At 68.0% G+C, this 24,175-nt stretch carries 25 protein-coding genes; 4 read left to right on the forward strand and 21 right to left on the reverse strand.

Going from position 1 to position 24,175, the window contains the following annotated elements:
- Window positions 1-7 precede the first annotated feature (7 nt).
- On the reverse strand, window positions 8-454 hold the full coding sequence (locus AC1PLR_RS01530) for a winged helix-turn-helix transcriptional regulator (RefSeq protein WP_481102436.1): 447 nt from the start codon (window positions 452-454) through the stop codon (window positions 8-10).
- Between the two features lie 132 nt (window positions 455-586).
- Between AC1PLR_RS01530 and AC1PLR_RS01535 the strand changes: the two genes are divergently transcribed.
- A complete protein-coding gene (locus AC1PLR_RS01535; protein ID WP_481102437.1) occupies window positions 587-1,864 on the forward strand; it encodes an MFS transporter in 1,278 nt (425 codons plus the stop codon).
- Here AC1PLR_RS01535 and AC1PLR_RS01540 read toward each other — a convergent pair.
- From AC1PLR_RS01540 to AC1PLR_RS01550, 3 genes are all read right to left on the reverse strand, one after another.
- The gene (locus AC1PLR_RS01540; protein ID WP_209245249.1) at window positions 1,758-2,627 is read right to left on the reverse strand and encodes an IclR family transcriptional regulator domain-containing protein; all 870 of its coding nucleotides are present in this window, start codon (window positions 2,625-2,627) and stop codon (window positions 1,758-1,760) included. The two genes, AC1PLR_RS01535 and AC1PLR_RS01540, sit on opposite strands and share 107 nt — an antisense overlap.
- Before the next feature lie 220 nt (window positions 2,628-2,847).
- Window positions 2,848-3,885, reverse strand: a complete 1,038-nt coding sequence (locus tag AC1PLR_RS01545; protein ID WP_481102438.1) for an NADP-dependent oxidoreductase — start codon at window positions 3,883-3,885, stop codon at window positions 2,848-2,850.
- The gene (locus tag AC1PLR_RS01550) at window positions 3,882-4,841 is read right to left on the reverse strand and encodes an aldo/keto reductase (RefSeq protein WP_481102439.1); all 960 of its coding nucleotides are present in this window, start codon (window positions 4,839-4,841) and stop codon (window positions 3,882-3,884) included. The genes AC1PLR_RS01545 and AC1PLR_RS01550 overlap by 4 nt, the downstream gene beginning before the upstream one ends.
- A gap of 173 nt (window positions 4,842-5,014) precedes the next feature.
- On the opposite strand from AC1PLR_RS01550, the gene AC1PLR_RS01555 reads away from it, so the two are divergent.
- Both AC1PLR_RS01555 and AC1PLR_RS01560 read left to right on the forward strand, forming a co-directional pair.
- Window positions 5,015-5,872 (forward strand): class I SAM-dependent methyltransferase, encoded by an 858-nt coding sequence (locus tag AC1PLR_RS01555; protein ID WP_481102440.1) that lies wholly within the window; start codon window positions 5,015-5,017, stop codon window positions 5,870-5,872.
- Between the two features lie 80 nt (window positions 5,873-5,952).
- Window positions 5,953-6,489: a pseudouridine synthase gene (locus AC1PLR_RS01560; protein WP_019800809.1), complete on the forward strand. Its 537-nt coding sequence runs from the start codon at window positions 5,953-5,955 to the stop codon at window positions 6,487-6,489.
- Between the two features lie 197 nt (window positions 6,490-6,686).
- Here AC1PLR_RS01560 and AC1PLR_RS01565 read toward each other — a convergent pair whose 3' ends face one another.
- Both AC1PLR_RS01565 and hrpB read right to left on the reverse strand, forming a co-directional pair.
- Complete coding sequence (locus tag AC1PLR_RS01565) at window positions 6,687-7,097, reverse strand: hypothetical protein (RefSeq protein WP_010343704.1); 411 nt, start codon at window positions 7,095-7,097, stop codon at window positions 6,687-6,689.
- 115 nt (window positions 7,098-7,212) lie between these two features.
- A complete protein-coding gene (hrpB, locus tag AC1PLR_RS01570) occupies window positions 7,213-9,843 on the reverse strand; it encodes an ATP-dependent helicase HrpB (protein ID WP_481102441.1) in 2,631 nt (876 codons plus the stop codon).
- 97 nt (window positions 9,844-9,940) lie between these two features.
- On the opposite strand from hrpB, the gene AC1PLR_RS01575 reads away from it, so the two are divergent.
- A complete protein-coding gene (locus AC1PLR_RS01575) occupies window positions 9,941-10,738 on the forward strand; it encodes a TatD family hydrolase (protein ID WP_481102442.1) in 798 nt (265 codons plus the stop codon).
- 342 nt (window positions 10,739-11,080) lie between these two features.
- On the opposite strand, the gene AC1PLR_RS01580 is transcribed toward AC1PLR_RS01575, so the two are convergent.
- The 15 genes from AC1PLR_RS01580 to AC1PLR_RS01650 form a co-directional block, all read right to left on the reverse strand.
- Complete coding sequence (locus AC1PLR_RS01580) at window positions 11,081-11,584, reverse strand: hypothetical protein (RefSeq protein WP_481102443.1); 504 nt, start codon at window positions 11,582-11,584, stop codon at window positions 11,081-11,083.
- 181 nt (window positions 11,585-11,765) lie between these two features.
- The gene (gene panE / locus AC1PLR_RS01585; RefSeq protein ID WP_481102444.1) at window positions 11,766-12,710 is read right to left on the reverse strand and encodes a 2-dehydropantoate 2-reductase; all 945 of its coding nucleotides are present in this window, start codon (window positions 12,708-12,710) and stop codon (window positions 11,766-11,768) included.
- Window positions 12,711-12,878: 168 nt separating this feature from the next.
- A complete protein-coding gene (locus tag AC1PLR_RS01590; RefSeq protein WP_481102445.1) occupies window positions 12,879-13,886 on the reverse strand; it encodes an OmpA family protein in 1,008 nt (335 codons plus the stop codon).
- 152 nt (window positions 13,887-14,038) lie between these two features.
- Window positions 14,039-14,647: a hypothetical protein gene (locus AC1PLR_RS01595; RefSeq protein WP_371184193.1), complete on the reverse strand. Its 609-nt coding sequence runs from the start codon at window positions 14,645-14,647 to the stop codon at window positions 14,039-14,041.
- Window positions 14,647-15,321: a TadE family protein gene (locus tag AC1PLR_RS01600; protein WP_371184195.1), complete on the reverse strand. Its 675-nt coding sequence runs from the start codon at window positions 15,319-15,321 to the stop codon at window positions 14,647-14,649. The genes AC1PLR_RS01595 and AC1PLR_RS01600 overlap by 1 nt, the downstream gene beginning before the upstream one ends.
- Window positions 15,318-15,704, reverse strand: a complete 387-nt coding sequence (locus AC1PLR_RS01605) for a DUF192 domain-containing protein (RefSeq protein ID WP_481102446.1) — start codon at window positions 15,702-15,704, stop codon at window positions 15,318-15,320. Before AC1PLR_RS01605 ends, AC1PLR_RS01600 begins: the two co-directional genes overlap by 4 nt.
- On the reverse strand, window positions 15,701-16,591 hold the full coding sequence (locus AC1PLR_RS01610) for a type II secretion system F family protein (protein WP_371184199.1): 891 nt from the start codon (window positions 16,589-16,591) through the stop codon (window positions 15,701-15,703). Before AC1PLR_RS01610 ends, AC1PLR_RS01605 begins: the two co-directional genes overlap by 4 nt.
- Window positions 16,588-17,436 carry a type II secretion system F family protein gene (locus tag AC1PLR_RS01615; protein WP_019799158.1) on the reverse strand — a complete coding sequence of 283 codons (849 nt, stop codon included), beginning with the start codon at window positions 17,434-17,436 and terminating at the stop codon, window positions 16,588-16,590. Before AC1PLR_RS01615 ends, AC1PLR_RS01610 begins: the two co-directional genes overlap by 4 nt.
- Window positions 17,436-19,160 carry a TadA family conjugal transfer-associated ATPase gene (locus AC1PLR_RS01620; RefSeq protein ID WP_481102447.1) on the reverse strand — a complete coding sequence of 575 codons (1,725 nt, stop codon included), beginning with the start codon at window positions 19,158-19,160 and terminating at the stop codon, window positions 17,436-17,438. Before AC1PLR_RS01620 ends, AC1PLR_RS01615 begins: the two co-directional genes overlap by 1 nt.
- Window positions 19,161-19,190: 30 nt before the next feature.
- The gene (locus AC1PLR_RS01625) at window positions 19,191-20,570 is read right to left on the reverse strand and encodes a type II and III secretion system protein family protein (RefSeq protein WP_481102448.1); all 1,380 of its coding nucleotides are present in this window, start codon (window positions 20,568-20,570) and stop codon (window positions 19,191-19,193) included.
- Between the two features lie 227 nt (window positions 20,571-20,797).
- Window positions 20,798-21,640 carry a Flp pilus assembly protein CpaB gene (gene cpaB / locus AC1PLR_RS01630; protein WP_371184204.1) on the reverse strand — a complete coding sequence of 281 codons (843 nt, stop codon included), beginning with the start codon at window positions 21,638-21,640 and terminating at the stop codon, window positions 20,798-20,800.
- A 37-nt stretch (window positions 21,641-21,677) separates the two neighbouring features.
- Window positions 21,678-21,872: a hypothetical protein gene (locus AC1PLR_RS01635; RefSeq protein ID WP_371184206.1), complete on the reverse strand. Its 195-nt coding sequence runs from the start codon at window positions 21,870-21,872 to the stop codon at window positions 21,678-21,680.
- Entirely contained in the window at window positions 21,869-22,561 is a 693-nt protein-coding gene (locus AC1PLR_RS01640) for a hypothetical protein (protein ID WP_481102449.1), read from the reverse strand. Before AC1PLR_RS01640 ends, AC1PLR_RS01635 begins: the two co-directional genes overlap by 4 nt.
- Window positions 22,558-23,385, reverse strand: a complete 828-nt coding sequence (locus AC1PLR_RS01645; protein WP_481102450.1) for a TadE family protein — start codon at window positions 23,383-23,385, stop codon at window positions 22,558-22,560. Before AC1PLR_RS01645 ends, AC1PLR_RS01640 begins: the two co-directional genes overlap by 4 nt.
- 11 nt (window positions 23,386-23,396) lie before the next feature.
- Window positions 23,397-24,149, reverse strand: a complete 753-nt coding sequence (locus AC1PLR_RS01650; RefSeq protein WP_481102451.1) for a hypothetical protein — start codon at window positions 24,147-24,149, stop codon at window positions 23,397-23,399.
- Between the last annotated feature and the right edge of the window lie 26 nt (window positions 24,150-24,175).

Here is a 24,175-nt window from a genome sequence, read left to right on the forward strand (position 1 = left end):
CGCGCGCTCAGCGCACCTTCCGCACTTCGGTGACCGCCGGGCTCAGCCGCGTGCCATCGGCGGCGCGCGGCTGCATGCGCGCGACCGGCTTGCCGGTGCGCGTGTCGATCAGCACCGAGTGGCGCTCGCCGTGCTCGAACAGATGCCGTTCGCCCCATTGCCGCAGCGCCAGCACCACCGCGAACAGGTCCTCGCCCTTGGCGCTCAGCGCGTACTCGCGATAGGCGCTGCCGTCGGACGCCTCGCGCATCTCCAGGATGCCGGCCTCGACCAGCTTGCGCAGCCGATCGGCCAGGATGTTGCGGGCCATGCCCAGGCTGCGCTGGAAGTCGCCGAAGCGGCGCACCCCATCGAAGGCATCGCGCACGATCAGCAGCGACCAGCGGTCGCCGATCAGGTCGGCGCTGCGCGCCACCGGGCAGGGCGACGCGGGCAGGGCAGGGCGGGACGGCATCGGCGTTTCCGGTCGGCGCTCGGTGGCGGTGGTTGCATTTTAAAACCTATCGGCCTAGCCTGAAACAAGTTTCGTTTTGAAACTTGAATGGGTGAGTTTTCGATCATGCACTCCGTCACCGCGGTGCCCTCCATGCCGCGTCGTCTGGTCTGGCTGTTCGCCATTGCCAGCGGCCTGAGCGTGGCCAACGTCTATTACGCGCAACCGCTGCTGGATGCGCTGGCAGCGGATTTCCGCATCGGCCCGGCAGCGGTGGGCGGCGTGGTCAGCGCCGCCCAGGTCGGCTGCGCGCTGGCCCTGCTGTTGCTGGTGCCGCTGGGCGACCTGGTGGAGCGCCGGCGTCTGATGGCAGCGCAGGCGCTGGGATTGGTCGCGGCGCTGGTCGCGGTGAGCGTGGCGCGGTCGGCGCCGGTGTTGCTGGCCGGCATGCTCGCCGTCGGCATGCTGGGCACGGCGATGACTCAGGGGTTGATCGCCTATGCCGCCAGCGCCGCGGCGCCGCAGGAGCAGGGGCGGGTGGTCGGTGCGGCGCAGGGCGGCGTGTTCATCGGCCTGTTGCTGGCGCGGGTGTTCGCCGGCGCCGTCAGCGACCTGGCCGGCTGGCGCGCGGTCTATGCCGGCGCCGCGGCGCTGATGCTGGCGCTCGCGCTGCCGCTGTGGCGCTGGTTGCCGGCGCTCCCGGTGCCGCCGCAGCCAGTGCGCTATCTGCGCCTGATCGCATCCATGCTGACGCTGCTGCGGCAGGAGCGTGTGTTGCAGGTGCGCGGCGTGCTGGCGTTGTTGATGTTCGCGGCGTTCAACATCTTCTGGAGCGCGCTGGTGCTGCCATTGCGCGCACCGCCGTACGCGTTCTCGCACACCGCCATCGGTGCCTTCGGTCTGGTCGGCGCGGTCGGCGCGCTGGCGGCCGCGCGGGCCGGACGCTGGGCCGATCGCGGCCATGCCCAGCGCACCAGCGCCGCGGCGCTGGTGGTATTGGTGCTGGCCTGGTGGCCGCTGGCGTGGCTGCCGCACTCGCTGGCCGCGCTGCTGCTCGGCATCGTCCTGCTCGACCTGGCCGGGCAGGCCTTGCACGTCACCAGCCAGAGCATGATCCTGCGCGGCCGCCCGCACGCGCACGGCCGGCTGATCGGCCTGTACATGCTGTTCTACGCGGTGGGCAGCGGACTGGGCGCGATCGGCACGACCGCGACCTATGCCCAGGCGGGTTGGGCCGGCGTGTGCCGCCTGGGGGCGGCGGTCAGCCTGCTGGCGCTGCTGTTCTGGTGGGCGACGCGGCGGCTCGGCGCGGCGCCGGCGGCGCTCAGTCCAGCACCCGGCTCAGGCGCTGCGCCGCCTGCCGAAGTGCCGGCAACACCGTGCTCTGCAGGCTACCCAGGGTCATCCGCGCCACCGAGCTGCCGACGTTGAGCGCGGCGACCACGCGGTCCTGGCGGTTGCGCACCGGCACCGCGACCGAGCGCAGGCCGATCTCCAGTTCCTGGTCCACCACCGCGTAGCCGTCGCGCTGCACGCGCTCGAGCAGGGCCTGGAACTGCGCGCGGTCGGTGACGGTGCGTTCGGTGCGCGGGCGCAGCGGATTGCGCTCCAGATAGCTGTTCAAGGTGTCGCCCGGCTGCGCCGCCAGCAGCACCCGGCCCATCGAGGTGCAGTACGCCGGCAGGCGGCTGCCGGCGCGCAGGCCGATCGACATGATGCGCACGGTTTCCGCACGCGCCACGTACAGCAGGTCGTCGCCGTCGAGCACGCCCAGCGAGCAGGATTCGTGCAGGTCGTCGCGCAGCGCATCCAGCACCGGCTGCGCCGCCACCGACAGCGCGGCGGTGGACAGGTAGCCGCTGCCGATGCCCAGCGCGCGCGGCAGCAGCACGTAGCCGCGGCCGTGGGTGCCGGCGTAGCCCAGCTTCTCCAGCGTGTACAGCACGCGCCGCACCGCCGCGCGCGGGATGCCGGTGTCGGCGCTGAGCTGGGCCATGCTGACGTCGCGGCTGTGCTGGCCGAAGGCGCTGAGCACGGCCAGGCCGCGCGCCAGCGAGGTCATGAAGTTCGGGTCGCCTTCGCACTCGCCGATGCGCCGCATCAGCTCCGCGGCCAGGCCGCGCTCGGGCGGGGTGGGTGCGGTGGCGGCACGCGCGGTGCGGCGTGCGCGAGGAGGACGCGGGGAATCGGACATGGAAGCGGCGGCGGCGGCGATGCGTCCGATGGTAGTGGCTGCATCCGCGGGCGTCGATGCCGCGATGTGCGCGAGCATCGTCATCCACCAGGGAGCGGATGAATATCCACGATTCTTGTAGGAGCGGCTTCAGGGCTTCAGCCGCGACCGGGCGCTCCCGGGAACGCCCGGTCGCGGCTGAAGCCGCTCCTACGAGGGGTTCGAGTTTCGGTCCCCGGCCTCAGTCGCCCAGCCGCACCACCAGCTTGCCGAAGTTGCCGCCGCTCAGCATGTCGATGAAGGCCTGTGGCGCATTTTCCAGCCCGTCCACCACGTGTTCGCGGTAGCGCACGCGGCCGTCGGCTAGCCAGGCGCCCATTTCGCGCAGAAACTCCGGATACAGTTTGACGAAGTCGCCGACGATGAAGCCGCGCAGGGTCAGGCGCTGGCGCAGCACCTGGCCCATCAGCGCCGGCAACCGATCCGGCCCCGGCGGCAGCGCGCCGTTGGCGTTGTAGGTGGCGATGGTGCCGCACACCGGCACGCGGGCGAAATCGTTGAGCAGCGGCAGCACCGCGTCGAACACGTGGCCGCCGACGTTCTCGAAGTACACGTCGATGCCGTCGGTCGCGGCGCCGCGTAACTGCTCGGCGAAGTCTTTGGCGCGGTGGTCCAGGGCCACGTCCACGCCCAGTTCCTCGCGCAAATAGCGGCATTTTTCCGCGCCGCCGGCGATGGCGATCACCTTCGCCCCGCGCAGTTTGGCGATCTGGGCCACGGTGGCGCCGACCGGGCCGGTGGCCGCGGCGACCGCCACGGTCTCGCCCGGCTGCGGCTTGCCGATCTCGTGCAGGCCGGCATAGGCGGTGAAGCCGGGCATGCCGTACACGCCGAGCGCGGTGCTCGGCGGCAGCGGCGATCTGGGATCGAGCTTGCGCCGCAGGCTGGCGCCGTCGACCACCAGATGGGTCTGCCAGCCGCCGTTCTGCACCAGCACCAGATCGCCCGGCGCGTGGTCGGGGGAGTTGGATTGCAGCACCTCGGCCACGGTGCTGCCGACCATGGTCTCGCCCAGTTGCACCGGCGGCGCGTAGGAGGGCGCATCACTCATGCGCCCGCGCATGTACGGGTCCAGCGACAGCCAGCGATTGCGCAGCAGCACCTGGCCGGGGCCCGGCGCTTCGAGCGGCGCCTGTTCGGTGCGGAAGTTGTCGGTGCCCGGCGCGCCCTGCGGGCGCGAGGCGAGCACGATGCGGATGGTCTGGGTGGGGACGGTCATGCGGTTTCCTCACTTGCGGTATTCAATTGCGCGATGTCCTCGGCCGACAGTTGCAGGCGCGCTGCGGCCAGCAAGTCCTGCAGTTGCTCCAGGCTGGTGGCGCTGGCGATCGGCGCGACGATGCCGGGCCGCGCCATCAGCCAGGCCAGCGCCACCTGCGTGGGCGTGGCGGCATGCTTGCCGGCGATGTCGTCGAGTGCGGCGAGGATGCGCAGGCCGCGCGCATTGAGATAGCGCGCGACCACGCTGGCACCGCGCGCCTGGCTCTTGCCGGCGTCTTCGGCGCGGCGGTACTTGCCGCTGAGGAAGCCGCTGGCCAGCGCGTAGTAGCACAGCACGCCCAGGCCCTGTTCGCGCACCAGCGGTTCCAGTTCGGCCTCGTAGCCGGCGCGGTCGTACAGGTTGTACTCCGGCTGCAGCGTCTCGTAGCGCGGCAGGCCGTACTGCGCGGAGACGTTCAGGGCTTCGCGCAGGCGCGCGGCGCTGTAGTTGGAAGCGCCGATCGCACGCACCTTGCCCTGCTCGATCAAGCGCCCGAACGCGGCCAGCGTCGCTTCCAGCGGCACCGAATCGTCGTCCTCGTGCGCTTGGTACAGATCGATCACGTCGGTCTGCAGGCGCTGCAGCGAGTCGTCCACGGCGGCGGCGATGTTGTCGGCCGACAAGCCCGGGCGTTCGGCCCACTTACCGACCTTGGTCGCGATCAGCACCTTGTCGCGCTTGCCGCTGCGCTTGAGCCACTGCCCGATCAGCGCTTCCGATTCGCCGCCGTGGTTGCCGGGCACCCAGGCCGAGTAGATGTCGGCGGTGTCGATGAGATGGCAGCCGGCCTCGACGAAGGCATCGAGCAAGGCGAAGGAGGTCTTGGCGTCGGCGCTCCAGCCGAACACGTTGCCGCCGAACGCCAGCGGTGCCGCATGCAGGCCGGAGCGGCCGAGTTCGCGCGTGTGCAGCATGGAAAACGTTCCACTGTGGGGGAGGCGACAGGATAGTCGCCAGGGGTTGGGCGGTCGTCAAATGCTCGCGAAAACATCGTTCTGTAGACGTGATTCGCGCTAACGGAAGCGCAACATTCGTCGGTATCGAGCCGCGTGCTAGGCTCGCGCCACCTCTCTTGCGGATGCCTGCCATGACGCCTCGAACCTCGCTTGCCTGCGCCTGCACCCTGGCGTTCGCCACTGCCTTGCTCGCTCCCGCGGCGCAGGCGATCAAGCCCGCCGATACCGCGACGCTGCCGGCGCCGGACGCCGCGTTGCAGACGGCGATCGACGGCAACTGGCGCGACCGCGCCAACGTCGCCCGCGACGCCTACCGTCATCCCGGCCAGACCCTGGCGTTCTTCGGCATCAAGCCGACCCAGACGGTGATCGAGGTCACTCCGGGCAGCGGCTGGTATTCCGAGATCCTGGCGCCGTACCTGCGCGAGCGCGGGCAGTACATCGCCGCGGTGGTCGATCCGGCGGCCGTGCCGGAAGGCCGCGGCCGCGATTACCAGCAGAAGGCGCGCGCCGGCCTGGAGCAGAAGTTCGCCGCGGCGCCGGCGCAGTACGACCACGCGCGCATCGTGGCCTATGCGCCGAACGCACCGGTGTTCGGCCCGCCCGGCTCGGCCGACCTGGTGCTGACCTTCCGCAACGTGCACAACTGGCGCATGGCTGGCCAGGCCGAGGGCATGTTCAAGGGCTTCTACAACGTGCTCAAGCCCGGTGGCGTGCTCGGCGTGGTCGAGCACCGTGCGAAGGCCGACGTGCCGGCCGACGACAAGAGCGGCTATGTCGGCCAGGCGCAGGTGATCGCCATGGCCGAGGCGGCCGGCTTCAAGCTGGCCGGCAAGAGCGAGGTCAACGCCAATCCGCGCGACACCAAGGATTATCCGGGCGGTGTGTGGACGCTGCCGCCGAGCAACCAGCACGAGGCCGCCGACGACGCCAAGTACCAGGCGATCGGCGAGAGCGACCGGATGACCCTGAAGTTCGTCAAGCGCTGAGCCGGCGCACGGGCGGCGCGGACGCATGGGACAATGCCTGCGCCGCGCCGTGCGGCGCAGGCCCGCCGCCGTTCCCGCCGATGCTGATCGCCTTCAACAAGCCCTTCAACGTGCTGTGCCAGTTCACCGACCGCAGCACGCCGCCGCGGCGCACGCTGGCCGAGTTCGGCCTGCCCGCCGACGTGTACGCGGCCGGACGCCTGGACTACGACAGCGAGGGCTTGCTGCTGCTGACCGACGACGGCGCATTGGCGCACCGTCTTACCGATCCGCGGCACAAGCAGCCCAAGACCTACTGGGTGCAGGTGGAAGGCGCACCGCAACCGGAGCAACTGCAGCGCCTGCGCGACGGCGTGCTGTTGAACGATGGGCCGACCGCGCGGGCAGAGGTGACGTTGCTGGAGGCGGCGCCATCGCTATGGCCACGCGACCCGCCGGTGCGCTTCCGCAAGAGCGTGCCCGATGCCTGGTTGCAAGTGGTGTTGCGTGAAGGCCGCAATCGCCAGGTGCGGCGGATGACCGCAGCGGTCGGCCTGCCGACGCTGCGGCTGGTGCGCGCGGCGATGGGGGCACACCGCTTGGACGGGCTCGCACCGGGCGCATGGCGCGCGCTGTAATGCATGCGATGCCTAGCGACGCGTAGGAGCGGCTTCAGCCGCGACCGGAAAACATCGGTAACGCCTCGGTCGCGGCTGAAGCCGCTCCTACGTTAGAAAGAAGTGCAGGGTCGCGGCTGATCCATAAAAAAAGCGACCGGGATGTCTCCCGGTCGCTGCGTGTGGCGCTGCGGCAACCGTCAGGCCGCGCGCGCAGTTCACTCTTCGGTGGCGTCCTGCGCGGCCGCGGCGCGGCGCGTGCCGCGGGTGCTGGCGGCGCTGCGGCGCGCACCGACATTGCCGCGCTTGTTGGCCGCTTCGATGCGCTGCGCATTGCCTTCGATCGGCGCACCCTTGTCGCGCTGACGCTTGCGGTAGATGGCGTAACCCAGCAGGCCCACGCCCACCGCAGCGGCGGCGATGGCCACGGCCGGATTGCGACGCACCGCGGTACGCGCGACCTTGGTGCCGGTCTTCACCGCACCCAGCGCAGCGCCCGCCTTGAGCGCACCCACCGCCTTGCCCGACTGCAGCCACTTGTTCGCCTGCGGGCCGAAGTGCTTGAGGCTGTCGCCGGCGTGGCTGGCGAGATCCAGGGCGCGATCGGTGATGATGGTCAGCTTGCTCATGGGCGTCCCCTACTGGCAGGAATGAAGGGCTGCAGTGTCGCCCTCGTACCGTATACGGGGCGTTAGCGCAGCGCTGCGGATTCGTCTGCCGGCTGAATGCGGTGCGCCTGACCCACTAGGTGCCGCGCGGCTTGGCGCGGTGGCTGGCGGTGGCGGTACACGGGTCGTCCGGCCACGGGTGGCGCGGGTAGCGGCCCTTCATTTCCTTCTTCACTTCCGGATAGGTGCTGGACCAGAAATTGCGCAGGTCCTGGGTGACCTGCAGCGGCCGCCCGCCGGGCGAGAGCAGGTGCAGCAGCAGCGGCACGCGGCCGTCGGCGATGCGCGGGGTGTCGGCCAGGCCGAACAGTTCCTGCAGCTTGACCGCCAGCACCGGCGGCTGCGGCTGCCCGGCATGGTCCAGGCTGTAGTCGATGCGCCGTTCCATCCCCGAGGGCACCGCGATGCGCACCGGGGCATGGCGGTCGATGGCCTGGCGGCGGTCCCAGGGCAGTCGCGCCTTCAGTGCCTCGCCCAGTTCGTCCTCGCCGAGCGCGTCGAGCCGGGTCTTGCCGGCGAAGGCCGGGCGCAGCCAGTCGTCGAGGCTGTCCAGCAGCGCGGCATCGCCCAGGTCTGGCAGGTCCAGTTCCGGCATCCACTGGCGTAGCCCGGCCACCCGCGCGCGCCATTGCGACAGGCCCTCGCTCCAGGGCAGCGCCTGCAGTCCCAGTTCGCGCACTGCCTCGGTCAATGCCGCGGCCGCCTGCGCCGGTTCGACGCGGCCGGCGGGGCGGCTGTCGAGCACGATGCGATCGAAGCGGGTCTCGCGCAGCGCGCTCAGCGCGCGCCGTTCGGGGTCCCAGCGCACCGTGTCCTCTTGCGCGAAACGCTGCGGGAACTGCGCGCGCAGGTAGCGCTCGTCCACCGGCGCGGCGCGCAGCAACAGCGCGTCCTTGGCTTCGTGGCGCAGTTCGGTGGCGACCAGCCAGGGCTCGCCGCGCAGGTCGCTGTTGTCGAACAGGCGCGCGCTGCGGCCGTTGGCCAGCAGGTAGCGCAGCGGATCGTTGGGATGGCGGGTGCCGATGCGGTCGGGAAAGGCGTGCGCCAGCAGATCGCCGAGTTCGTGCGCCTCCACGCTCTCCGGCGCGGCGGCGTCGCTGCGCAGGCGCCGCCGCCACTGCTTGGCGGCCGCGTCGATCGCCGCCAGCGCGCCGCGGTTGGCGTCGTGCGGCACGCGGCCGCGGCGGAACGCGGCCAGGGCGCGCCAGCGCGCGGCCAGTGCGTCGCCGCCCTGGCGCAGCGGGTCGCGCGCTTCGATCAGGGCGGCGAGGTCGCAGGCCAGTGCCTGCGCGCGCGCATCGCCAGCGGCCAACAGCATCGCCGCCAGCCGCGGATGCGTGCCCAGCGCGAGCATGCGCCGGCCGCTGGCGGTGATGGTCCCGTTCGCGCCAAGCGCGCCCAGCCGCTGCAGCAGTTCGCGGGCGGCGGCAAGCGCGCCGGGTGGTGGCGGATCGACGAAACGCAGCCCATCGCTGCCCCAGGCGGCCAGTTCCAGCGCCAGCCCGGCCAGTTCCACCTGCAGGATCTCGGCGCGGCGTTGCGCCTCCAGGCGCTGCGACTGCGGCCACAGCCGGTAGGCCCAGCCGCTGGCGACGCGGCCGGCGCGGCCGGCGCGCTGGTCGGCCGAGGCCTGGGCGATGGTGGTGACGTCCAGCCGCGAGAAGCCGCTGTTGGGATCGTAATGCGGCTCACGCGCCAGCCCGGCGTCGATCACCACGCGCACCCCGGGCAGCGTCACCGAAGACTCGGCGACGTTGGTCGCCAGCACCACGCGCCGCCGCCCCTGCGGATCGGGCTGCAACACCTTGGTCTGCTGCTCCACCGGCAACTCGCCATGCAGCGGCAAGACCTCGACCCCGCTCCCTTCTCCCTGCGGGAGAAGGTGGCGCGCAGCGCCGGATGAGGGTACGCCAGAGGCGGTGCCGGCTGGGGAAGCACCCAAGCCTGTGCCTGTCGAAGACACACCCGAACCCGTGCCCGATCCACCCCCAACCCCAGCCGCCTCCAGCGCCGCCTGCACCCGCCCGATCTCGCGCTGCCCGGGCAGGAACACCAGCACGTCGCCCGGATGCTGTTGCAGCGCGTGCTCGACCGCGCGCCGGGCCTGCGTCTCCAGCGATTCCTCGCGTCGCGCCGGGAAATGCGCGATCTCCACCGGGAAGCTGCGCCCGGCGCTGGACAGCCGCGGCGCATCGAGGAACTGCGCCAGGCGCTCGCCGTCCAGGGTGGCCGACATCACCACGATGCGCAGGTCCTCGCGCACCTGCGCCTGCACGTCCAGGGCCAGCGCCAGGCCCAGGTCCGCGGCCAGGTGGCGCTCGTGGAACTCGTCGAACAGCAGCGCGCCGACGCCGTCGAGCATCGGGTCATCCTGCAGCATGCGGGTCAGGATGCCCTCGGTGACCACCTCGATGCGGGTGCGTGCGGACACCTTGTTCTCGAAGCGGATGCGGTAGCCCACGGTCTCGCCCGGCGCCTCGCCGCGCTGCCGGGCCATGAAGGTGGCGGCACTGCGCGCGGCGACCCGGCGCGGTTCCAGCATGACGATGCGCCGGCCCTGCAGCCAGGGCGCGTCGAGCAGCGCCGGCGGCACCTGGGTGGTCTTGCCGGCGCCGGGTGGGGCTTCCAGCACCAGGCGCGGGTGGACGGCGAGGCTGTCGCGGAGTTGCGGCAGCAGCGGATCGATCGGAAACACGGCGGACGTCATCGGCAAAGGATACGTGGCCGCCGTGCCGCCGTGGAGCGGCGGCAGGCGCGTGGCCCGTACAATTGGCTGCTGTCCCGGCTGATTCCCGCGCAAGCGCATGACCCTGATCGACATCGGTGCCAACCTCACCCACGAGTCCTTCGACCGCGACCGCGACGCGGTGCTGCAGCGCGCCCGCGCCGCCGGCGTCGCGCAACTGGTGGTCACCGGCGCCAGCCGTGAGCACTCGCCGCTGGCGCTGCAACTGGCGCAGCAGCATCCGGGCGTGCTGTACGCCACCGCCGGCGTGCATCCGCACCACGCGGTGGAATACACCGCCGAATGCGACGCCGAACTGCGCGCGCTGCATGCGCATGCCGAAGTGGTGGCGGTGGGCGAGTGCGGCCTGGACTACTTCCGCGACTTCTCGCCACGGCCGGCGCAGCACCGCGCGTTCGAGCGGCAGCTGCAACTGGCGGTGGACACCGGCAAGCCGCTGTTCCTGCACCAGCGCGACGCCCATGCCGACTTCATGGCGCTGATGCGCCAGTTCGACGGCAAGCTCGGTCCGGCAGTGGTGCATTGCTTTACCGGCAGCCGCGAGGAACTGTTCGACTACCTGGACCGCGACTGGTACATCGGCATCACCGGCTGGCTGTGCGACGAGCGCCGCGGTGCGCACCTGCGCGAACTGGTGAAGCACATCCCCGCCGAGCGGCTGATGATCGAGACCGATGCACCGTACCTGCTGCCGCGCACGCTCAAGCCGACGCCCAAGGACCGCCGCAACGAACCGGCGTTCCTGGCGCACATCGTCGAGGAACTGGCGCGCGACCGTGGCGAAGACGTGGCGACAGTCGCCGCCGCCAGCACCGCGGCCGCGCGGGCGTTCTTCCGCTTGCCGATGCCGGGCTGAGGACGTCGACGCGGCGGGTTTCGTGTTTGGGGATTCGTGATTGGGGATTGGGGATTCGTAAAAGCGCGCTTGGCTGTACGCGTCTTTTGTAGGAGCGGCTTCAGCCGCGATCGGTCAACGCGTCGCGGCGGATGCTCCGGTGGCCATGCCGATCCTCTGCGCGACCGTGCCGGCCGATGCGTCGGTAGAGATCCTGGGCGGAGTGGGCTGGCATTTTCTTATGGGAGGGACTTCGGTCCTGACGCCTGACGTTGTCAGTCGGCGTTGGGCTTCATCCGTCGCGGCTGAAGCCGCTCCTACGTCGGTAACGGGAGTCGGCCTGCCGGGTGGCACCCACCCGCCTCAATCGACCTGCGCGTCCTCGCGCTTGGCTTCGGCCATCGCTTCCGGCTCCAGTTCCTCGGCGCTGCGGTTGAGCTTGACGAACACGCCCCAGGCGACCAGCAGCAGCGCCGCGCACAGGCCCACGGCAGATGCGTAGGGCAGCTTGGACGGATCGTCGTGCATCAGTTCGAAGATCGACACCAGGGTCTCGATCGCCAGGGCGATGACGATGACCACGAAGAACCGCGACAGGTAGCGACGCACCCGGGTCGGTCCACTGACCTTGACGTCGCGCTGCACCTCTTCCTCGTAGATGGTCTGGCCCAGTTCCAGGGTCACCAGCGCCACGGTGAGCAGGCCGATCGCTTCCAGCACCACGTTGAAGCGGTCGCGCACCACCAGCTCGCCGCCCGGCGTCAGGCCGTGCCACAGCTCCAGCACGGCCATGCAGATCAGTCCGGCCGCGCACAGCAGGAACAGCAGGATGATGAGGAAATGCACGCCGCGGAACAGTTTTTCCATGTGCGTGCCCGTCTCTCGCCCCTGTGTGGTGGGCGAGCATAGGCGCCAGGCGCGTCAGCGGCGCGCGAAGACGCAGCGCCGCCCTCGGGACGGCGCGGGTATGGTATTGCCCGGAGCACCGTGGCTGGCGTGCGCAGGGCAGGAGCGCGTTGCGCGCGGCACTGGCGTCCCGCGGCAAACCTCAGCGCGCGGGCAGACCGGCCTGGTAGGCCTGCAGGTGGCAGTAAGCGGCCAACAGCAGCGGTGCTTCATGCCCGGCGGTACGGGCGCGGACCAGCATGTCGCCGACGATCTGCTGCGCCTCCACTTGCTGCCCGGCTTCCAGGTCGCGCAGCATCGACGCCTTCATCGGCGAGCCTGGCTGGGTCAGCAGGTGCAGCGCGCTGGCTTGCGCCGCCTCCGGCACCGGTTCGCCGGCCGCCGCGGCCACCGCCGTGCATTCGGCATACAGGCCGCGTACCAGCGTCACCCCATCGTCGCTGGCGACGATGCGCCCGATCGGCGCACGCATCAGGCAGGTGGCCGCGGCCAGCGCGGTGAGGAAGGTGTACTTGATCCATTGCTCCTGCGCGATCCGCGGCGTGGCCAGATGGTCCACGTCGGCTTGCGCGCAGGCCTCGGCCAGGGCGCGCACGCGCGCGCTGTCGGCGCCGCGGCCGTCGCGCTCGCCGAAGGTCAGCGAGGCCGGCTTGGCCAGGTGCTGGATCGCGCCGTCGGCATCCAGCACCGCGCTGATGAAGCACAGCCCGCCGACGACCCGCTCCGCACCGAAGCGCGCATCCAGCGCCGGATAGTGGCGCAGGCCATTGAGGATCGGCAGCACGCTGGTGTCCTCGTGGACCGCCGGTGCCACCGCGTCCAGCGCGCTCTGCAGGTCGTAGGCCTTGCAACTGAGCAACACCAGGTCGAACGGCCGCGCCTGCGCGGCGCCGGGCAGCGTGTCGGCGGTGAGCGTGCTCACCGCGATCGCCGCATCGCCGCGCCGACTGCGGATGCGCAGGCCGTCACGCTGCAGGCGTGCGGCGCGCGGCGGCCGCACCAGGAAGCTGACATCGACGCCGGCCTGGGCCAGGCGTCCACCGAAGTAACCGCCGGTCGCGCCGGCGCCGAGAATCAGGATACGCATGAGACGTGGATCGCCATGGAGTGGGAGGCGTCCGACTGCGGGAACGCATGCCGGCAAACGAGCGCGCGTGCGGTCCTGTCGACGATGCGGCGCAATCGGTCATGCCGTTGCGCCGCACCACGACCCGCACGCATCAGGGTGACCGCATGCCGCGGTACCCGGTGCGGCTCAGCTCTTCTTCACCAACTCGACGCGGCGGTTCTGCGACTTGCCTTGCTCGGTCGCATTGTCTGCCACCGGGTCGGCATCGCCGAAGCCGGCCGCGGTCAGACGCGACGCATCGATACCCTGCGCGACGAGCGCGGCGACCACCGCCTTGGCGCGCCCTTCCGACAGCGTCTTGTTGTGCGCGGCATCGCCGGTGCCGTCGGTATAGCCGTTGACGGCCAGCTTCAACACGGCGTCCTGCTTGAGCAATTGCACGACCTGCGCGATCTGCGGCTGCGAGTCGGGCAGGATGTCGGTTTTGTCGGTGGCGAAGTTGACGTGCAAGGCCACCTTGCCGGTCTTGTCGATCTGCGTCTTCAGTTCGCTGGCCGGCAGCAGGCTGGCGGTGACCTGCAGCGGCTTGGTCTCGGCAATCAGCAAACCTCCACCGAACTGGTAGCTGCACAGGTGGATCCAGATGTCGCGGTCGGCGCGATGCACCACGAAGACCTGCGCCGGATTGTTCCAGATGTCGCCAAGGCCGCTGTTGTACTTGGTGGCGAAATCGCGCGGCCACTCCGAGATTTTCTTCGTGGCGGCTTCCGGAATCCGTCCGTCGAAAATCTTTCTGCCGCCGAGCGCTGTGACGACTGCCTCGATGTTGCGTTCCAGTTCGATGTCCGAGAAGGTCTTGCCCTCCGCCGCATTGATGTGCGCCGACCAGACCTTGCCCTCGACCGGCTGCAGTCGATCACCAGTCCAGAACGGCACCTGATCGAAATCGGCCCCAACCGGCTTGTTGCCGACGACATAGCCGGTAGGCAGCGCGATATAGGGGAAGTCTCCCAGCGGGACATCGGACACCGGCAGGCTGGCAGGGTCGAATGCCGTGCTGGCGGCAGCGTGCTGGGTGGACGCGTCCTGCGTCGCGCTGGCGGTCGCCGCGGGGGGCGTCGCCTGATCGTCGGGATGCGCGGGCTGCTCATGCTTCTTGCAGGCGCTCAGGCTTGCGATGACGGCCAGGGCCAACGTCGCCGCTACTGCTCTTTTCACGGAGATACTCCTTGTCGGGGGACGAACCAAACTAGTGTAACGGTGCGATCTGCCGATCTTGCTGCAGAACCATGAACCCGCGTCGACCAGACGTGGGCGACGTGCGCATGGACTGCTGGGGACGCGGATCAGTGCGCGAGGTCGGGCGGTTGGAACAAGGCGTCCGGCTGCGGGCCGTAGTCGACGCGTTGGATGTCCCAGTGCTGTTGCTGTTCCAGCCCGGTCTTGCCGCGATAGGCGAGTACCAGGCCGGTCTCGCGGTCCAGCCACATCGTGCCTTGCCGGGTTCTGCCGGGCCCATCCGGATTGGCCAGGCGGTACCGCCATTGCACCGCGTCGCGGCCCGCACGCAGGCCGCTGTCGCCACGCTGGCAGTCGGCGAACATCCCTAGCCCTGAGCAGGGATTCTCCGGATCGAAGCGTAGCGGCCAGCGCATGCCGGGAACGGGCATCGCCCCGCCCTGCTGGCCGACGATCCAGCCGGTGGGCGCATCCTTCGCCAGGATCAGCGCATACGACCGACCGCTGGCGTCCTGGAACTGGATGCGCAGCGCGCCATCGCGGAAGAACACCGTCGCCGGCTGCGCCGCGCCGCGCGGCTGGATCCGGCTCAGGCCGCCAAGCTCGTTGGTGCTGACCTGGGCGACGCCGGAGAATGCGGCGTCCTCGGCGCAAGCCGAGCCGGCAATGATCTGGCACAGCAGTGCAACGCACGCAAGCAGCGCGAGACGGGGCATCACTTGTCGAGGTTGCCCTGTTGGGAGATGGGTGATTGCATGCGCACGATGGCGTAGCTTTCGATCGGCAGGCGCCGGGTGAACGTTTGAAGTGGGGAGGACTCAAACGTGCCCGGCTTCAGATACCGAGAATTTCCCCCCAATACCCAATCGACAAAGGGAACCACCAACGGCGCGTCGTAGACGACCTTGATCTTGAGGATGTTGGCGTCTTGAACATTGACCCCGCTGCTCCCGATTGCGGTGCTGCGGTAGGCCAGCGTATCGTTGGGCAACGCGTAACTGCCGTCGTACTGGCGCTCCTTGAAGTTGTTCCATGCGGCACGGGTTGGATTGATGACGGTGATGTGGCCGTGCATCTTCAGCGTCAGGTCGACTCGGGCTGCAAGACGCGCAGTTTCCACGCCCATTAGGCTTTTTTCAGTAGCGTACAGCGGCATCATGCCCTTCTCGAAGGCGGCACGCATTTCTCCTCGATCCACCCCGCTCACCGCGCCCGCGCGCGCCGCCATCAGCGCGGCATAGTCCAGCGTGGACTTCATGCGGTACAGCAGCACTGCCTGGATGACCGCAAGCAACAGGAACAGCAGCACCGGGGTGATGATCACCAGTTCCACCATGGATTGGCCGCGCATCGACGTGCGGCTGCGCAGTGTGCGGACGCGTGCATTCATGACCGGGCTCCCTGAGAGGAAGGCGCCGGCGCGGTGGCGCGCCAGTGCCAGTGTTCGCCGCGTTGCGGTTGCAGGCGGTCCAGCGCACCGCCATGGAACTCGATGGTGGCCGCGGCGCGCCGGCACATCGCCGTGCGATACGGCCTGACGTTCTCGCGCCACTCCAGCACCACATCGTCCTGGCTCAGGAACACCAGATCCAGCGGGTAGCCCATGCCGATGGTATGCACGCTGGCGCAGGGGCGGATCAGCAAGGCCTCCGATCCATCGGTTGCCAGCGCCGGGCGCACCAGCAGTCCGCGCGCGCGCGACCACCAGGTATCCGCCGCCCACACCTGCGGGATCGGGATACCGGCGCTGCGCTCGATGCATCCGCGCTTCACAGGATGCCCTCCTGCAGCATCTTCAAGTAGATGAAGTAGCCCAGGAACAGGAAGATCAGCGGAAAGAAGAACATCACCAGCGGCAGCATCATCTTCACCGGTGCTTCCAGCGCCAGCTTCTCGGCACGCAGGAAACGTTCCTCGCGGCGCTGGTTGGCCTGTGCGCGCAAGGTGTCGCTGAGGTTGGCGCCGACCTTGTCGGCCTGGATCAGCGCACTGGTGAAGCTGGTGATCTGCGCGATGTCCATGCGCTCGGCCATGCGCCGCAGTGCCTCGGCGCGTGGCAGGCCGGCGCGCAGATCGCGCAGCATGCGCGAGAACTCCTGCGACAGCGCGCCGGACGGTCCCTTGGCGACCGCCTGCTCGATGCCGCCGGTCACGTTCAGACCGGCCTCGACCGCCATGGTGATGAAATCCAGGTAGATCGGCAGGTCGCGCACCACGGTCTTCTGTCGCGCCTTGCGCCGCTCGCCCAGCCACAACGCGGGATACAGCCAGCCCAGCACGCCGCCGAACAATAGGCACATCAAGCCCGAACCGATGCCCAGGTGGCCGAGCATGCCGGTGCACAGCAGGAAGAAGGCGATCACCATCAGCGCGCTGGCCATGCGCAGGCCGTAGAACTCTTCCGGCGTCAGCGTGTAGTCCTGGCCGGCGGCCTGCAACTGGCGGTGGGTCTGTTCCAGTTGCGCCACGCTCAGGCGCGGCGCGATGCGCCGGGTCAGCACCGTCACCAGCGGCCACATCAGTTGCATCAGCCGCGGCAGTGGATCGTAATAGGTGCGGTCCTCCAGCTCGACTTCGCGGATCACCCCGCGCGTGCCGATGACGACCAGGGCGACGGCGCCGGCGGCAAGAAGCGCGACGAGGGCGAGCATCCAGGTCATACGTCGATCGTCATGATTTTCTTGCAGAGACGGTAGCCCAGGTATTCCATGACCAGGCAGATGGTGATCACCACCCAGCCGTGCCAGCGATGGAACATCGGCTGCATGGTTTCGCTGTACATCACGGTGAGGTAGCCGATCAGGAACACCGGCAGCATCGCCATGACGATGCCCTGCAGGCGGCCCTGCGCGGTCAGCGACTTCACCTTCTTCTCCATGGTCAGGCGGCGGCGCAGCGTCTCGGCCAGGGTCGCCAGTGTCTCGGCCAGGTTGCCGCCGACCTCACGCGAAATATTGACCGCCGAAACGAACAGCTCGGCATCGGTGATGGGCACGCGCTTGCTGAAGTTCTCCATCGCTTCTTCGGCGCGGATGCCCATGTGCTGCTCGCGCAGCACCAGCGCCAGTTCCTGGGCCAGCGGCGGCTGGCCGTCGTGGACCAGCACTTCCATCGCCGGTGCGAAGCCGACGCCGGCGCGCAGGCTGCTGGCAAGCATCTGCAGCGCGTCCGGGAGTTGCTCCTGGATCTGCTCCAGCCGACGCTTGCGCAGGAACGCGTAGATCTTGCGCGGAGCGAAGATCAGGAAGATGCCGATCAGCACCGCGATGACCAGGCTCCCGGTCAACATCCACACCAGCAGCGGCACGATCACCATGATCACGGCGCTGATCATGTAGACCTGGGCCGGATCCAGGAACAGGAACATGTCCGTCAGGTTCATGCGGGCCTGGTCCATGAAGCTTTCGCGGTAGCGCTTCAGGAACTGCTCGCTGGACCGCGCGATCAGCAGGAATGCCGTCACGGTCCCGGCGAACACCAGCAAGGCGATCAGCCACAGAGCCATCAGCGTGCGCTTCCCTGGTTGCGGAAGATGTCCAGATTCACCGACACGCCGCGTTCGGCGAGTTCTTCGTAGAATTCGGGTACCGCACCGGTCGCCACGAAGTTGCCGGCGACCTTGCCGTCGGGGCCATGGTAGGTGGTGGGCTTGAACAGGAACAGGTCCTGCATCTGGATGGTGCCGCTTTCGATGCCGGTGATCTCGGTGATGTGGCTGACCTTGCGCGAGCCGCAAGGGTAGCGGCGCTGATGCACGATCAGGTTGACCGCCGACGCGATCTGCTCGCGCACGACCGTCATCGGCAGCTCCATGCCGGCCATCATCACCATCACCTCCAGGCGCGAGAGCGTCTCGCGCGGATTGTTGGCATGCGCGGTGGTCAGCGAGCCTTCGTGGCCGGTGTTCATCGCCTGCAGCATGTCCAGACACTCGCCGCCGCGGCACTCGCCGACGACGATGCGGTCCGGACGCATGCGCAGCGCGTTCTTGACCAGGTCGCGGATGGTGATCTGGCCCTTGCCCTCCATGTTGGGCGGGCGGGCTTCCAGCGCCACCAGGTTGGGTTGGACCAGTTTCAGTTCCGCCGCATCCTCGATGGTGACCACGCGGTCGCCGTCCGGGATGAAGTTGGACAGGATGTTCAGCAGGGTGGTCTTGCCCGAGCCGGTACCGCCGGACACCACGATGTTGCGGCGCTCGCGTACGGCCATGATCAGGAAGTCCAGCATCGCTTGATTGAGCGATCCGAACTTCAATAGATCCTCGCCCATCAGCCGGCGCGTGGCGAACTTGCGGATGCTGATGCTCGGTCCGCGCAGGGCCACCGGCGGGATCACCGCGTTGACGCGCGAGCCGTCCTTGAGGCGCGCGTCGACCAGCGGCGAACTTTCGTCGATACGCCGCCCCAGCGGGGTAACGATGCGTTCGATCGCAGCCAGGCAGGCGCGTTCGTTGGAGAACACCACCTCGGACTTCTGGATGCGCCCGGCACGCTCGATGAAGATGTCATCGTGCGAATTGACCATGATTTCGGTGACGGTCGGATCGTCGATCAGGTCTTCCAGCGGCCCCAGCCCGATCGCCTCATCCAGCACCTGTTTGGCCAGTCTGCGTGGGCTGATGTCCGCCGGCAGATCGCTGAACTCGCGCTTGATGATGTCGTCGATCAGGTTGATGGTGCTGTCGCGCAGTGCGCTGTCGTCCATGCTGCGCACGTCCATGCGCCGCAGATCCATCTGCCGCACCAGCGCCATGTGCAGCTTGGTGCGCCAGGTGGCGATATCGGAGGGCGGTGGTCCGGCCACCACCATGTCGGTCGCGGCGGGCGCCGCCGGCTGGCGCTCGGGCGCGGCGTCGGTGGTGGCCGCGGGCGATTCCGCGGGCCTGACCGCTGCGCCGTCGTTGGCGGCGGGCGTCTGCCTGGCGATGCGTGCATCGTCGCCGCTGACCTTCAGCATGTACTGGCCGATACGGATCTCGTCCTTGCCGTCGATCGGCCCTTGCTTGGCCAGCACCACCTTGCCGTTGAGCGTGATCGGCTCGCGCCCGCCCAGGGGCAGGATGAAGACACCGTCATCCTCGCGCAGCAGGGTGGCATGCTTGCCGGCGATGTTCCAGCCCTGCAGCATCACCAGATTGGCATCGGCGCGGCCGATGCCGCACTCGCGGTGCATGCACTTGACCTGGCGCGTGTCGCCTCCTGGCGTATTGATCAGCACTGTGAACATGGCGGTGAACCTTGCGCTCCGTGGGGTGGGTTACTTGATCAACTTGTCTTGGCGGGGGCTGATTTCCTCCTGCAACTCCTTCTCGATCCCCTGGGCGCGCTGCAGATCCTGCAGGTTCTCCGGCGAGGTCGGGCTGACGATGCGCGGGGTCACGAAGATCACCAGTTCGGTCTTGTTGCCGCGGAAGCCGTCGGAGCGGAACAGCTTGCCCAGGATCGGGATGTCGCCCAGCAGCGGCAGCTTGTCCACGGCCTTGGAGGCTTCCCGATCGAGCAGCCCGGAGATGACGATGGTCTGACCGGCATTGACGTTTAGTTCGGTCTCGACGCGGCGCGTCAGGAAGCCGGGCACACCCTGCACCGACACCGACGGATCGATCCGGCTGACCTCGGCCATGATCGAGGTATTCACCTGATTGGACGAGTTGACTGTCGGGTTGATGTTCAGGCGGATGCCGTACTCCTTGTACTCGATCTGGGTCTGGCCGAGGATCGACGGCACCACGATCGGCACTTCGCCACCGACCAGGAAGGTCGCGTTGCTGCCGCTCTTGGCGCTCAGCTTGGGCTGCGCCAGCACCCAGGCCTTGCCGCGGCTCATCAACAGGTTGATCTTCGAGGCGATCGTGGTGGCGATGCCGAAATACCCTTGCGGTCCGGACAGCCTGGTGGGCAACCGATCCTTGATGTCCTGGAAGGTCTGGTTGTCCTGTGGCAGCACGCGGAAGTAGTCGTTCTTGGTCACGTCGCGGATCAAACCGCCGATCGGACCGTCGATGGTGCTGTCCCAGCGGATGCCCAGGTCCTCCACGGCGTTCTTGTTGAACTCCATGATCGACACGTCCATCTGCACCATCGGCCGCATGCCGACCGGGTCGGCGCCGGCGAAGTTCAGCACCTGCGGATAGATCTTCTGCAAGGCCTGGATCTTCGCCGTGGTGGCGGCGTCGATGTCGTTGCCCGAGATCACCACATTGGAGCCGATGGCCCGCACGGTGACGCCCGGCGTATTGCCCAACAGCTCGCGCACGGTGTCGGCCGCGCCTTCGGACTTGCTGCCACCGACCGTCACGCTGACGTCGCGCTGGCTGCCATCGGCCATCCACAGGTGGACGTTGGTCTCGCCGGGCTTGGTACCGATCATGACCAGTTCGGACTTGCCGACCGAGAACACGCTCAGGACCTCGCCGTCGCCGACCGCGATGCGCCGCAGTGCACCGGGTACCCGCCGCACCACGGCCTCGCCGGCATAGATGCTTTGCGACGGCTGGATCATCGGGGCGACCGATGGCTTCTTGTCGCCGGCCAAGGCGACGCCGCCGCCGCTCGACGAGGAGCCGCTGTTGCCCAGTTCCTGGATCTGCGATTCCATCGTCTGCTTGAGCTGGTCGACCTGGCGTCCTTGCGCCATCAGCCGCGCCTGCTCAGCCGAAGGCGCGTCCGCTGCCTGACCAGCCGCCGGTGAGGCCTGCACGGCAGGCGCCGCTGCAGCCCGCGCAGTGGGCCGTGCCGCCGGTGCAACGCTTGCGGCCTGTTGTGCCGATGCATTCCATCCCCCGATGCCCGCCAGCAACACGCCAGCCAACCATGGCGCCGATGCTCCGGCCTTGCTCCTGCGACGTGTTGCCTGCGTCATGCTTAACCCTTTCCGCCAATGATGAACTCAACGCGGCTGCTTCCGCTGCCCGTGTTTGCCGGATCGCCCGATCCCAGCGATCGCAACAACTGACTCTCGCTCATGCCCGTCGCCGCGCCGGGCGAGGCGTCCTGCACTTCGCGCAGCAGCACGCGCACCGCACCCACCTTGGAGGCGACGGCGAGCTGCTTGGCCTGATACTGGTCCAATTCCAGGGTGACGCTGGAGAAGCCGGTGGACGTATTGGCTTCTTGACCATCCTTAGGCGTTGGCACCTCGCCGATGCGGCTGCCGGCCGCCAGGACCTTGATCTTCTGCAGCAGTGGGAACACCTGCGCGCCCGCTCCCTGGCCGCCAGCCCCGCCATTGCTGCCGGTAGTGGCGTCCTTGACGAAGAAGATGTCGATCACGTCGCCCGGCGCGATCATGCCGGAGATCGAATTGTTCTCGTCCACGCTCATCGTGTAGGCGACCTTCCCCTTGGGAATCAGCCGCGAGAACTGGTCGTACAGCGGAACAAGGGCACTGGCACTCAACGGCGCGCCGCCACGTGCCGGCGCACGCAGCATCCTGCCTTCGAACTGGGTGTGATTATCGGGCGTGACAGCATCGGCGGGCGCGAATTCGGCCGGGACCGTGCGCAGGGCCAGATCGTTGCCCCGCAGGATCGCCCCCTGCGGCAGATCGTTCACCGGGACCGCGACGTCGACCATCGGTCGATTGTCCTGGGTGCGTTCGGCGACGGTGGTGCGGATGTAGCTGACCGCAATGAAGGCGGCAAGGCCAGCCATGACCACCGCGATCAGGATGAAAAGGACATTCTTGCTGAGTTTGGGTTTCTGCATTGAAGAAGCGCCGTCGGCGAATTATCTCGAGAGGGATTCAGGCCGACAGCACGTCGGAGACCGAAATGGCATAGACGAAGGCGGCATAGAGCTCTTTCAGGGTGGTCACCACTTCAGTGATCACGTCGGGCTTGGCGATCAGCACGATCACCAGTGCCATGACCACCACGGTGTACTCGATCGTGGACTGGCCGCGCTGCAGGCGCTGGCGGGGAACCGCGTTTGCGTTCATTCGACTACCGCCACGATCACGGTGCCGGTCTGCCCGCGGCTTGAGGTCACGGTGACGCGATCGTCCTGCCGGGTGAACCGGGAGACGCAGTGCTTACTGCTTACGGTACAGGCCGAGGAGGAGCCATCGCGCGCGTAGCCCTGCCCGGCGAAATACCGTGCGTAGTACTGCTGGTTCTGCAGCGGCGTGTAGCGGTTGAGCATGCTCAGTGTCCTGACGTGACGCGGCGTGTCCATATAGACGATGTCTTCGGCGACCTGCGTGTCGGGCAGCCGACCGAAGCCTTTGCCGACGCCGTCGGTCGGAAGATCCTTCTTCGGGATTTCCATTACGCCGATCTGGCCCTGCGTGCGATTGGCATCGCCGCTCAGCTCCACGGTGATGTAGTAACCGCTCTTGGTCATGTGACCGAGCACGGTCTTGCTGCCGACGGGCGTTGCAACGACCAGGTCGTCCCACGCCTTGCGATAGAACTGCTCGACCTGCTTTGGCGACTGGGCGACGCGGAAGCGGCTGGCACGCATTGGGATGCCGTTGTAGAGCATATGATCGGACACGACCTCACCCGAGGCCTCGTCTGGGACAGGTACGTCCGGCCAGTCCACTGCAAACACCGACTGTGCCGTCGCACCGTAAAGGAGCGCGCCCAGTCCGCTCGCGAGTATGCGGTAGGAGTTGCGCAGGCTCATGACTTGCCCGGCTTGACCGGATAGTTGGACAGCTTGTCCGAGGGAACGACGTCCGGCTCGATGGTGCCCAGTTCCAGGTCGCCGAGGGAGCCGACCATCGGCAGAATCGGCTTCAATGGCTTGACCATGTCGAAGATGCGATCGAGGCCGCTGAAGTAGGACACTGGCGCCAGTGGCCGCACCGCGCTGACCACGCTACGCGGCCCGCTGCGTGGCCCAGAAGCATTCCAGGCATCAGTCAACAGGGTCTGGTGGCGCCTGTCGACTAGATTGAGATTGTCCAGTGGTTCCAGAAAGCGCGCAGGCCGTCCGTCCGTCGTCTTCAGGTCGCGATAGTTCAGTGTCACCTCAGCGGTGACATAGCCGTTGCGATTGGGCGGGAAGGCGCCGTCGGCAAAATTCCGCGGCACCAGCGCGGCTGCGTTGTCGACATAACCAGGCGAACCGCTGTTGGCGGTCCGTGTGATTGACAGGTCGCTCTTCTCCAGTAGCTTCCGGTTGGAGAAGGTGTTGAGCATCTGGTCGGCGAACGCACCGCCGCCGTTGACGGACGCACGGCTGGTGATGGCTGTATCAGCGTCGGCAAAGTTGCGGTCCAGCGCGCGTTGTTGCAACTGGGCGCGGCTCGGCGGCTGATAGTTGCTGGCCACGCTGGCTTCCCAGGCAGCATTGCGCGCCGCTTGCATCGCCATTTGCCGGCTGTGTCCCAGTTTGGCGACGACAGGAATCAGCAGGAAAAGCGGAACCAGCACAGCGGCACACACCGCCAGCTCCACCATCCCCTGTCCGCGCATCCTGCGCGGTGAAAAGAACGTCGTCTTCATCCTGCGTCCTCCTAGTTTTCTTCCTTTCCACCCGCCACGTTGGAAGGAATCAAGCCGCTGCCGAGGCTGAACGACTTGACCTGCAGCAAGCAGCCGTTGCCACCCTGCAGCGGCTTTGCGTCCAGCGGAATGGACTGCAGATAGTCGCCTGCACCGTCAACCGTGCAGCCGGCAACATCAGCGGGCGAATCTGAAAAGCCCCATTTGATTCCGCCAGACCACATGCACACTTCCTGCTTGCCGTTTTGCCAGCGCGTGCACGGCTGTGCTTTGACCTGGCTCTCGCCCGCCAACTTCCAGCCGATCGACTGAAGGTTCTGGCGCTCCTGGGTTCGAGCATCGCCGTCCAGCGCGGTGTACATGCCGCTGGTGTCTTCGACAGTGCTCTTGTCCGTATGTTCCTCCAGCTTGATCATGCAGGTGGCTTGCGCGCTGTCGCCATCGACGCCCAGCGTCCAGCTGATCTGATGTGCGAACTGGCGGTGGGCGTCGATCATGATCTCGACCTCGCCGGTTCCCAGCTTCGCTTCTTCTTCTGCGGAGAGCGCACGCATCGGCATACCGGAACCGCGGCAAGCATCCAGCTTCGCCTGGTAGTTCTTGCGCTCCCAGTTTTCGCCTCCCATGCGCGATTCCCATGTCAGGACCACGTGGAGAGCGGGGAGTGACTTGGCACCACCTTCGGAGGGCGAGGATTCTCCGCCGCCATTTCCTTCTGCCGTGTCGTGCGATTGGCACCCGGCGGTGAATGCCAGAGAGGCCATGCACACAAGCGCCAAGGGGCGAAGTA

Source organism: Xanthomonas sp. NCPPB 3570 (genome assembly GCF_056725115.1).

Coding starts and splice junctions, on each gene's coding strand:
- AC1PLR_RS01530 (WP_481102436.1), bottom strand. CDS start 454: ATGCCGTCCCGCCCTGCCCTGCCCGCGTCGCCCTGCCCGGTGGCGCGC.
- AC1PLR_RS01535 (WP_481102437.1), top strand. CDS start 587: ATGCCGCGTCGTCTGGTCTGGCTGTTCGCCATTGCCAGCGGCCTGAGC.
- AC1PLR_RS01540 (WP_209245249.1), bottom strand. CDS start 2,627: ATGTCCGATTCCCCGCGTCCTCCTCGCGCACGCCGCACCGCGCGTGCC.
- AC1PLR_RS01545 (WP_481102438.1), bottom strand. CDS start 3,885: ATGACCGTCCCCACCCAGACCATCCGCATCGTGCTCGCCTCGCGCCCG.
- AC1PLR_RS01550 (WP_481102439.1), bottom strand. CDS start 4,841: ATGCTGCACACGCGCGAACTCGGCCGCTCCGGCCTGCATGCGGCACCG.
- AC1PLR_RS01555 (WP_481102440.1), top strand. CDS start 5,015: ATGACGCCTCGAACCTCGCTTGCCTGCGCCTGCACCCTGGCGTTCGCC.
- AC1PLR_RS01560 (WP_019800809.1), top strand. CDS start 5,953: ATGCTGATCGCCTTCAACAAGCCCTTCAACGTGCTGTGCCAGTTCACC.
- AC1PLR_RS01565 (WP_010343704.1), bottom strand. CDS start 7,097: ATGAGCAAGCTGACCATCATCACCGATCGCGCCCTGGATCTCGCCAGC.
- hrpB (WP_481102441.1), bottom strand. CDS start 9,843: ATGACGTCCGCCGTGTTTCCGATCGATCCGCTGCTGCCGCAACTCCGC.
- AC1PLR_RS01575 (WP_481102442.1), top strand. CDS start 9,941: ATGACCCTGATCGACATCGGTGCCAACCTCACCCACGAGTCCTTCGAC.
- AC1PLR_RS01580 (WP_481102443.1), bottom strand. CDS start 11,584: ATGGAAAAACTGTTCCGCGGCGTGCATTTCCTCATCATCCTGCTGTTC.
- panE (WP_481102444.1), bottom strand. CDS start 12,710: ATGCGTATCCTGATTCTCGGCGCCGGCGCGACCGGCGGTTACTTCGGT.
- AC1PLR_RS01595 (WP_371184193.1), bottom strand. CDS start 14,647: ATGCCCCGTCTCGCGCTGCTTGCGTGCGTTGCACTGCTGTGCCAGATC.
- AC1PLR_RS01600 (WP_371184195.1), bottom strand. CDS start 15,321: ATGAATGCACGCGTCCGCACACTGCGCAGCCGCACGTCGATGCGCGGC.
- AC1PLR_RS01610 (WP_371184199.1), bottom strand. CDS start 16,591: ATGACCTGGATGCTCGCCCTCGTCGCGCTTCTTGCCGCCGGCGCCGTC.
- AC1PLR_RS01615 (WP_019799158.1), bottom strand. CDS start 17,436: ATGGCTCTGTGGCTGATCGCCTTGCTGGTGTTCGCCGGGACCGTGACG.
- AC1PLR_RS01620 (WP_481102447.1), bottom strand. CDS start 19,160: ATGTTCACAGTGCTGATCAATACGCCAGGAGGCGACACGCGCCAGGTC.
- AC1PLR_RS01625 (WP_481102448.1), bottom strand. CDS start 20,570: ATGGCGCAAGGACGCCAGGTCGACCAGCTCAAGCAGACGATGGAATCG.
- cpaB (WP_371184204.1), bottom strand. CDS start 21,640: ATGCAGAAACCCAAACTCAGCAAGAATGTCCTTTTCATCCTGATCGCG.
- AC1PLR_RS01635 (WP_371184206.1), bottom strand. CDS start 21,872: ATGAACGCAAACGCGGTTCCCCGCCAGCGCCTGCAGCGCGGCCAGTCC.
- AC1PLR_RS01640 (WP_481102449.1), bottom strand. CDS start 22,561: ATGAGCCTGCGCAACTCCTACCGCATACTCGCGAGCGGACTGGGCGCG.
- AC1PLR_RS01645 (WP_481102450.1), bottom strand. CDS start 23,385: ATGAAGACGACGTTCTTTTCACCGCGCAGGATGCGCGGACAGGGGATG.
- AC1PLR_RS01650 (WP_481102451.1), bottom strand. CDS start 24,149: ATGGCCTCTCTGGCATTCACCGCCGGGTGCCAATCGCACGACACGGCA.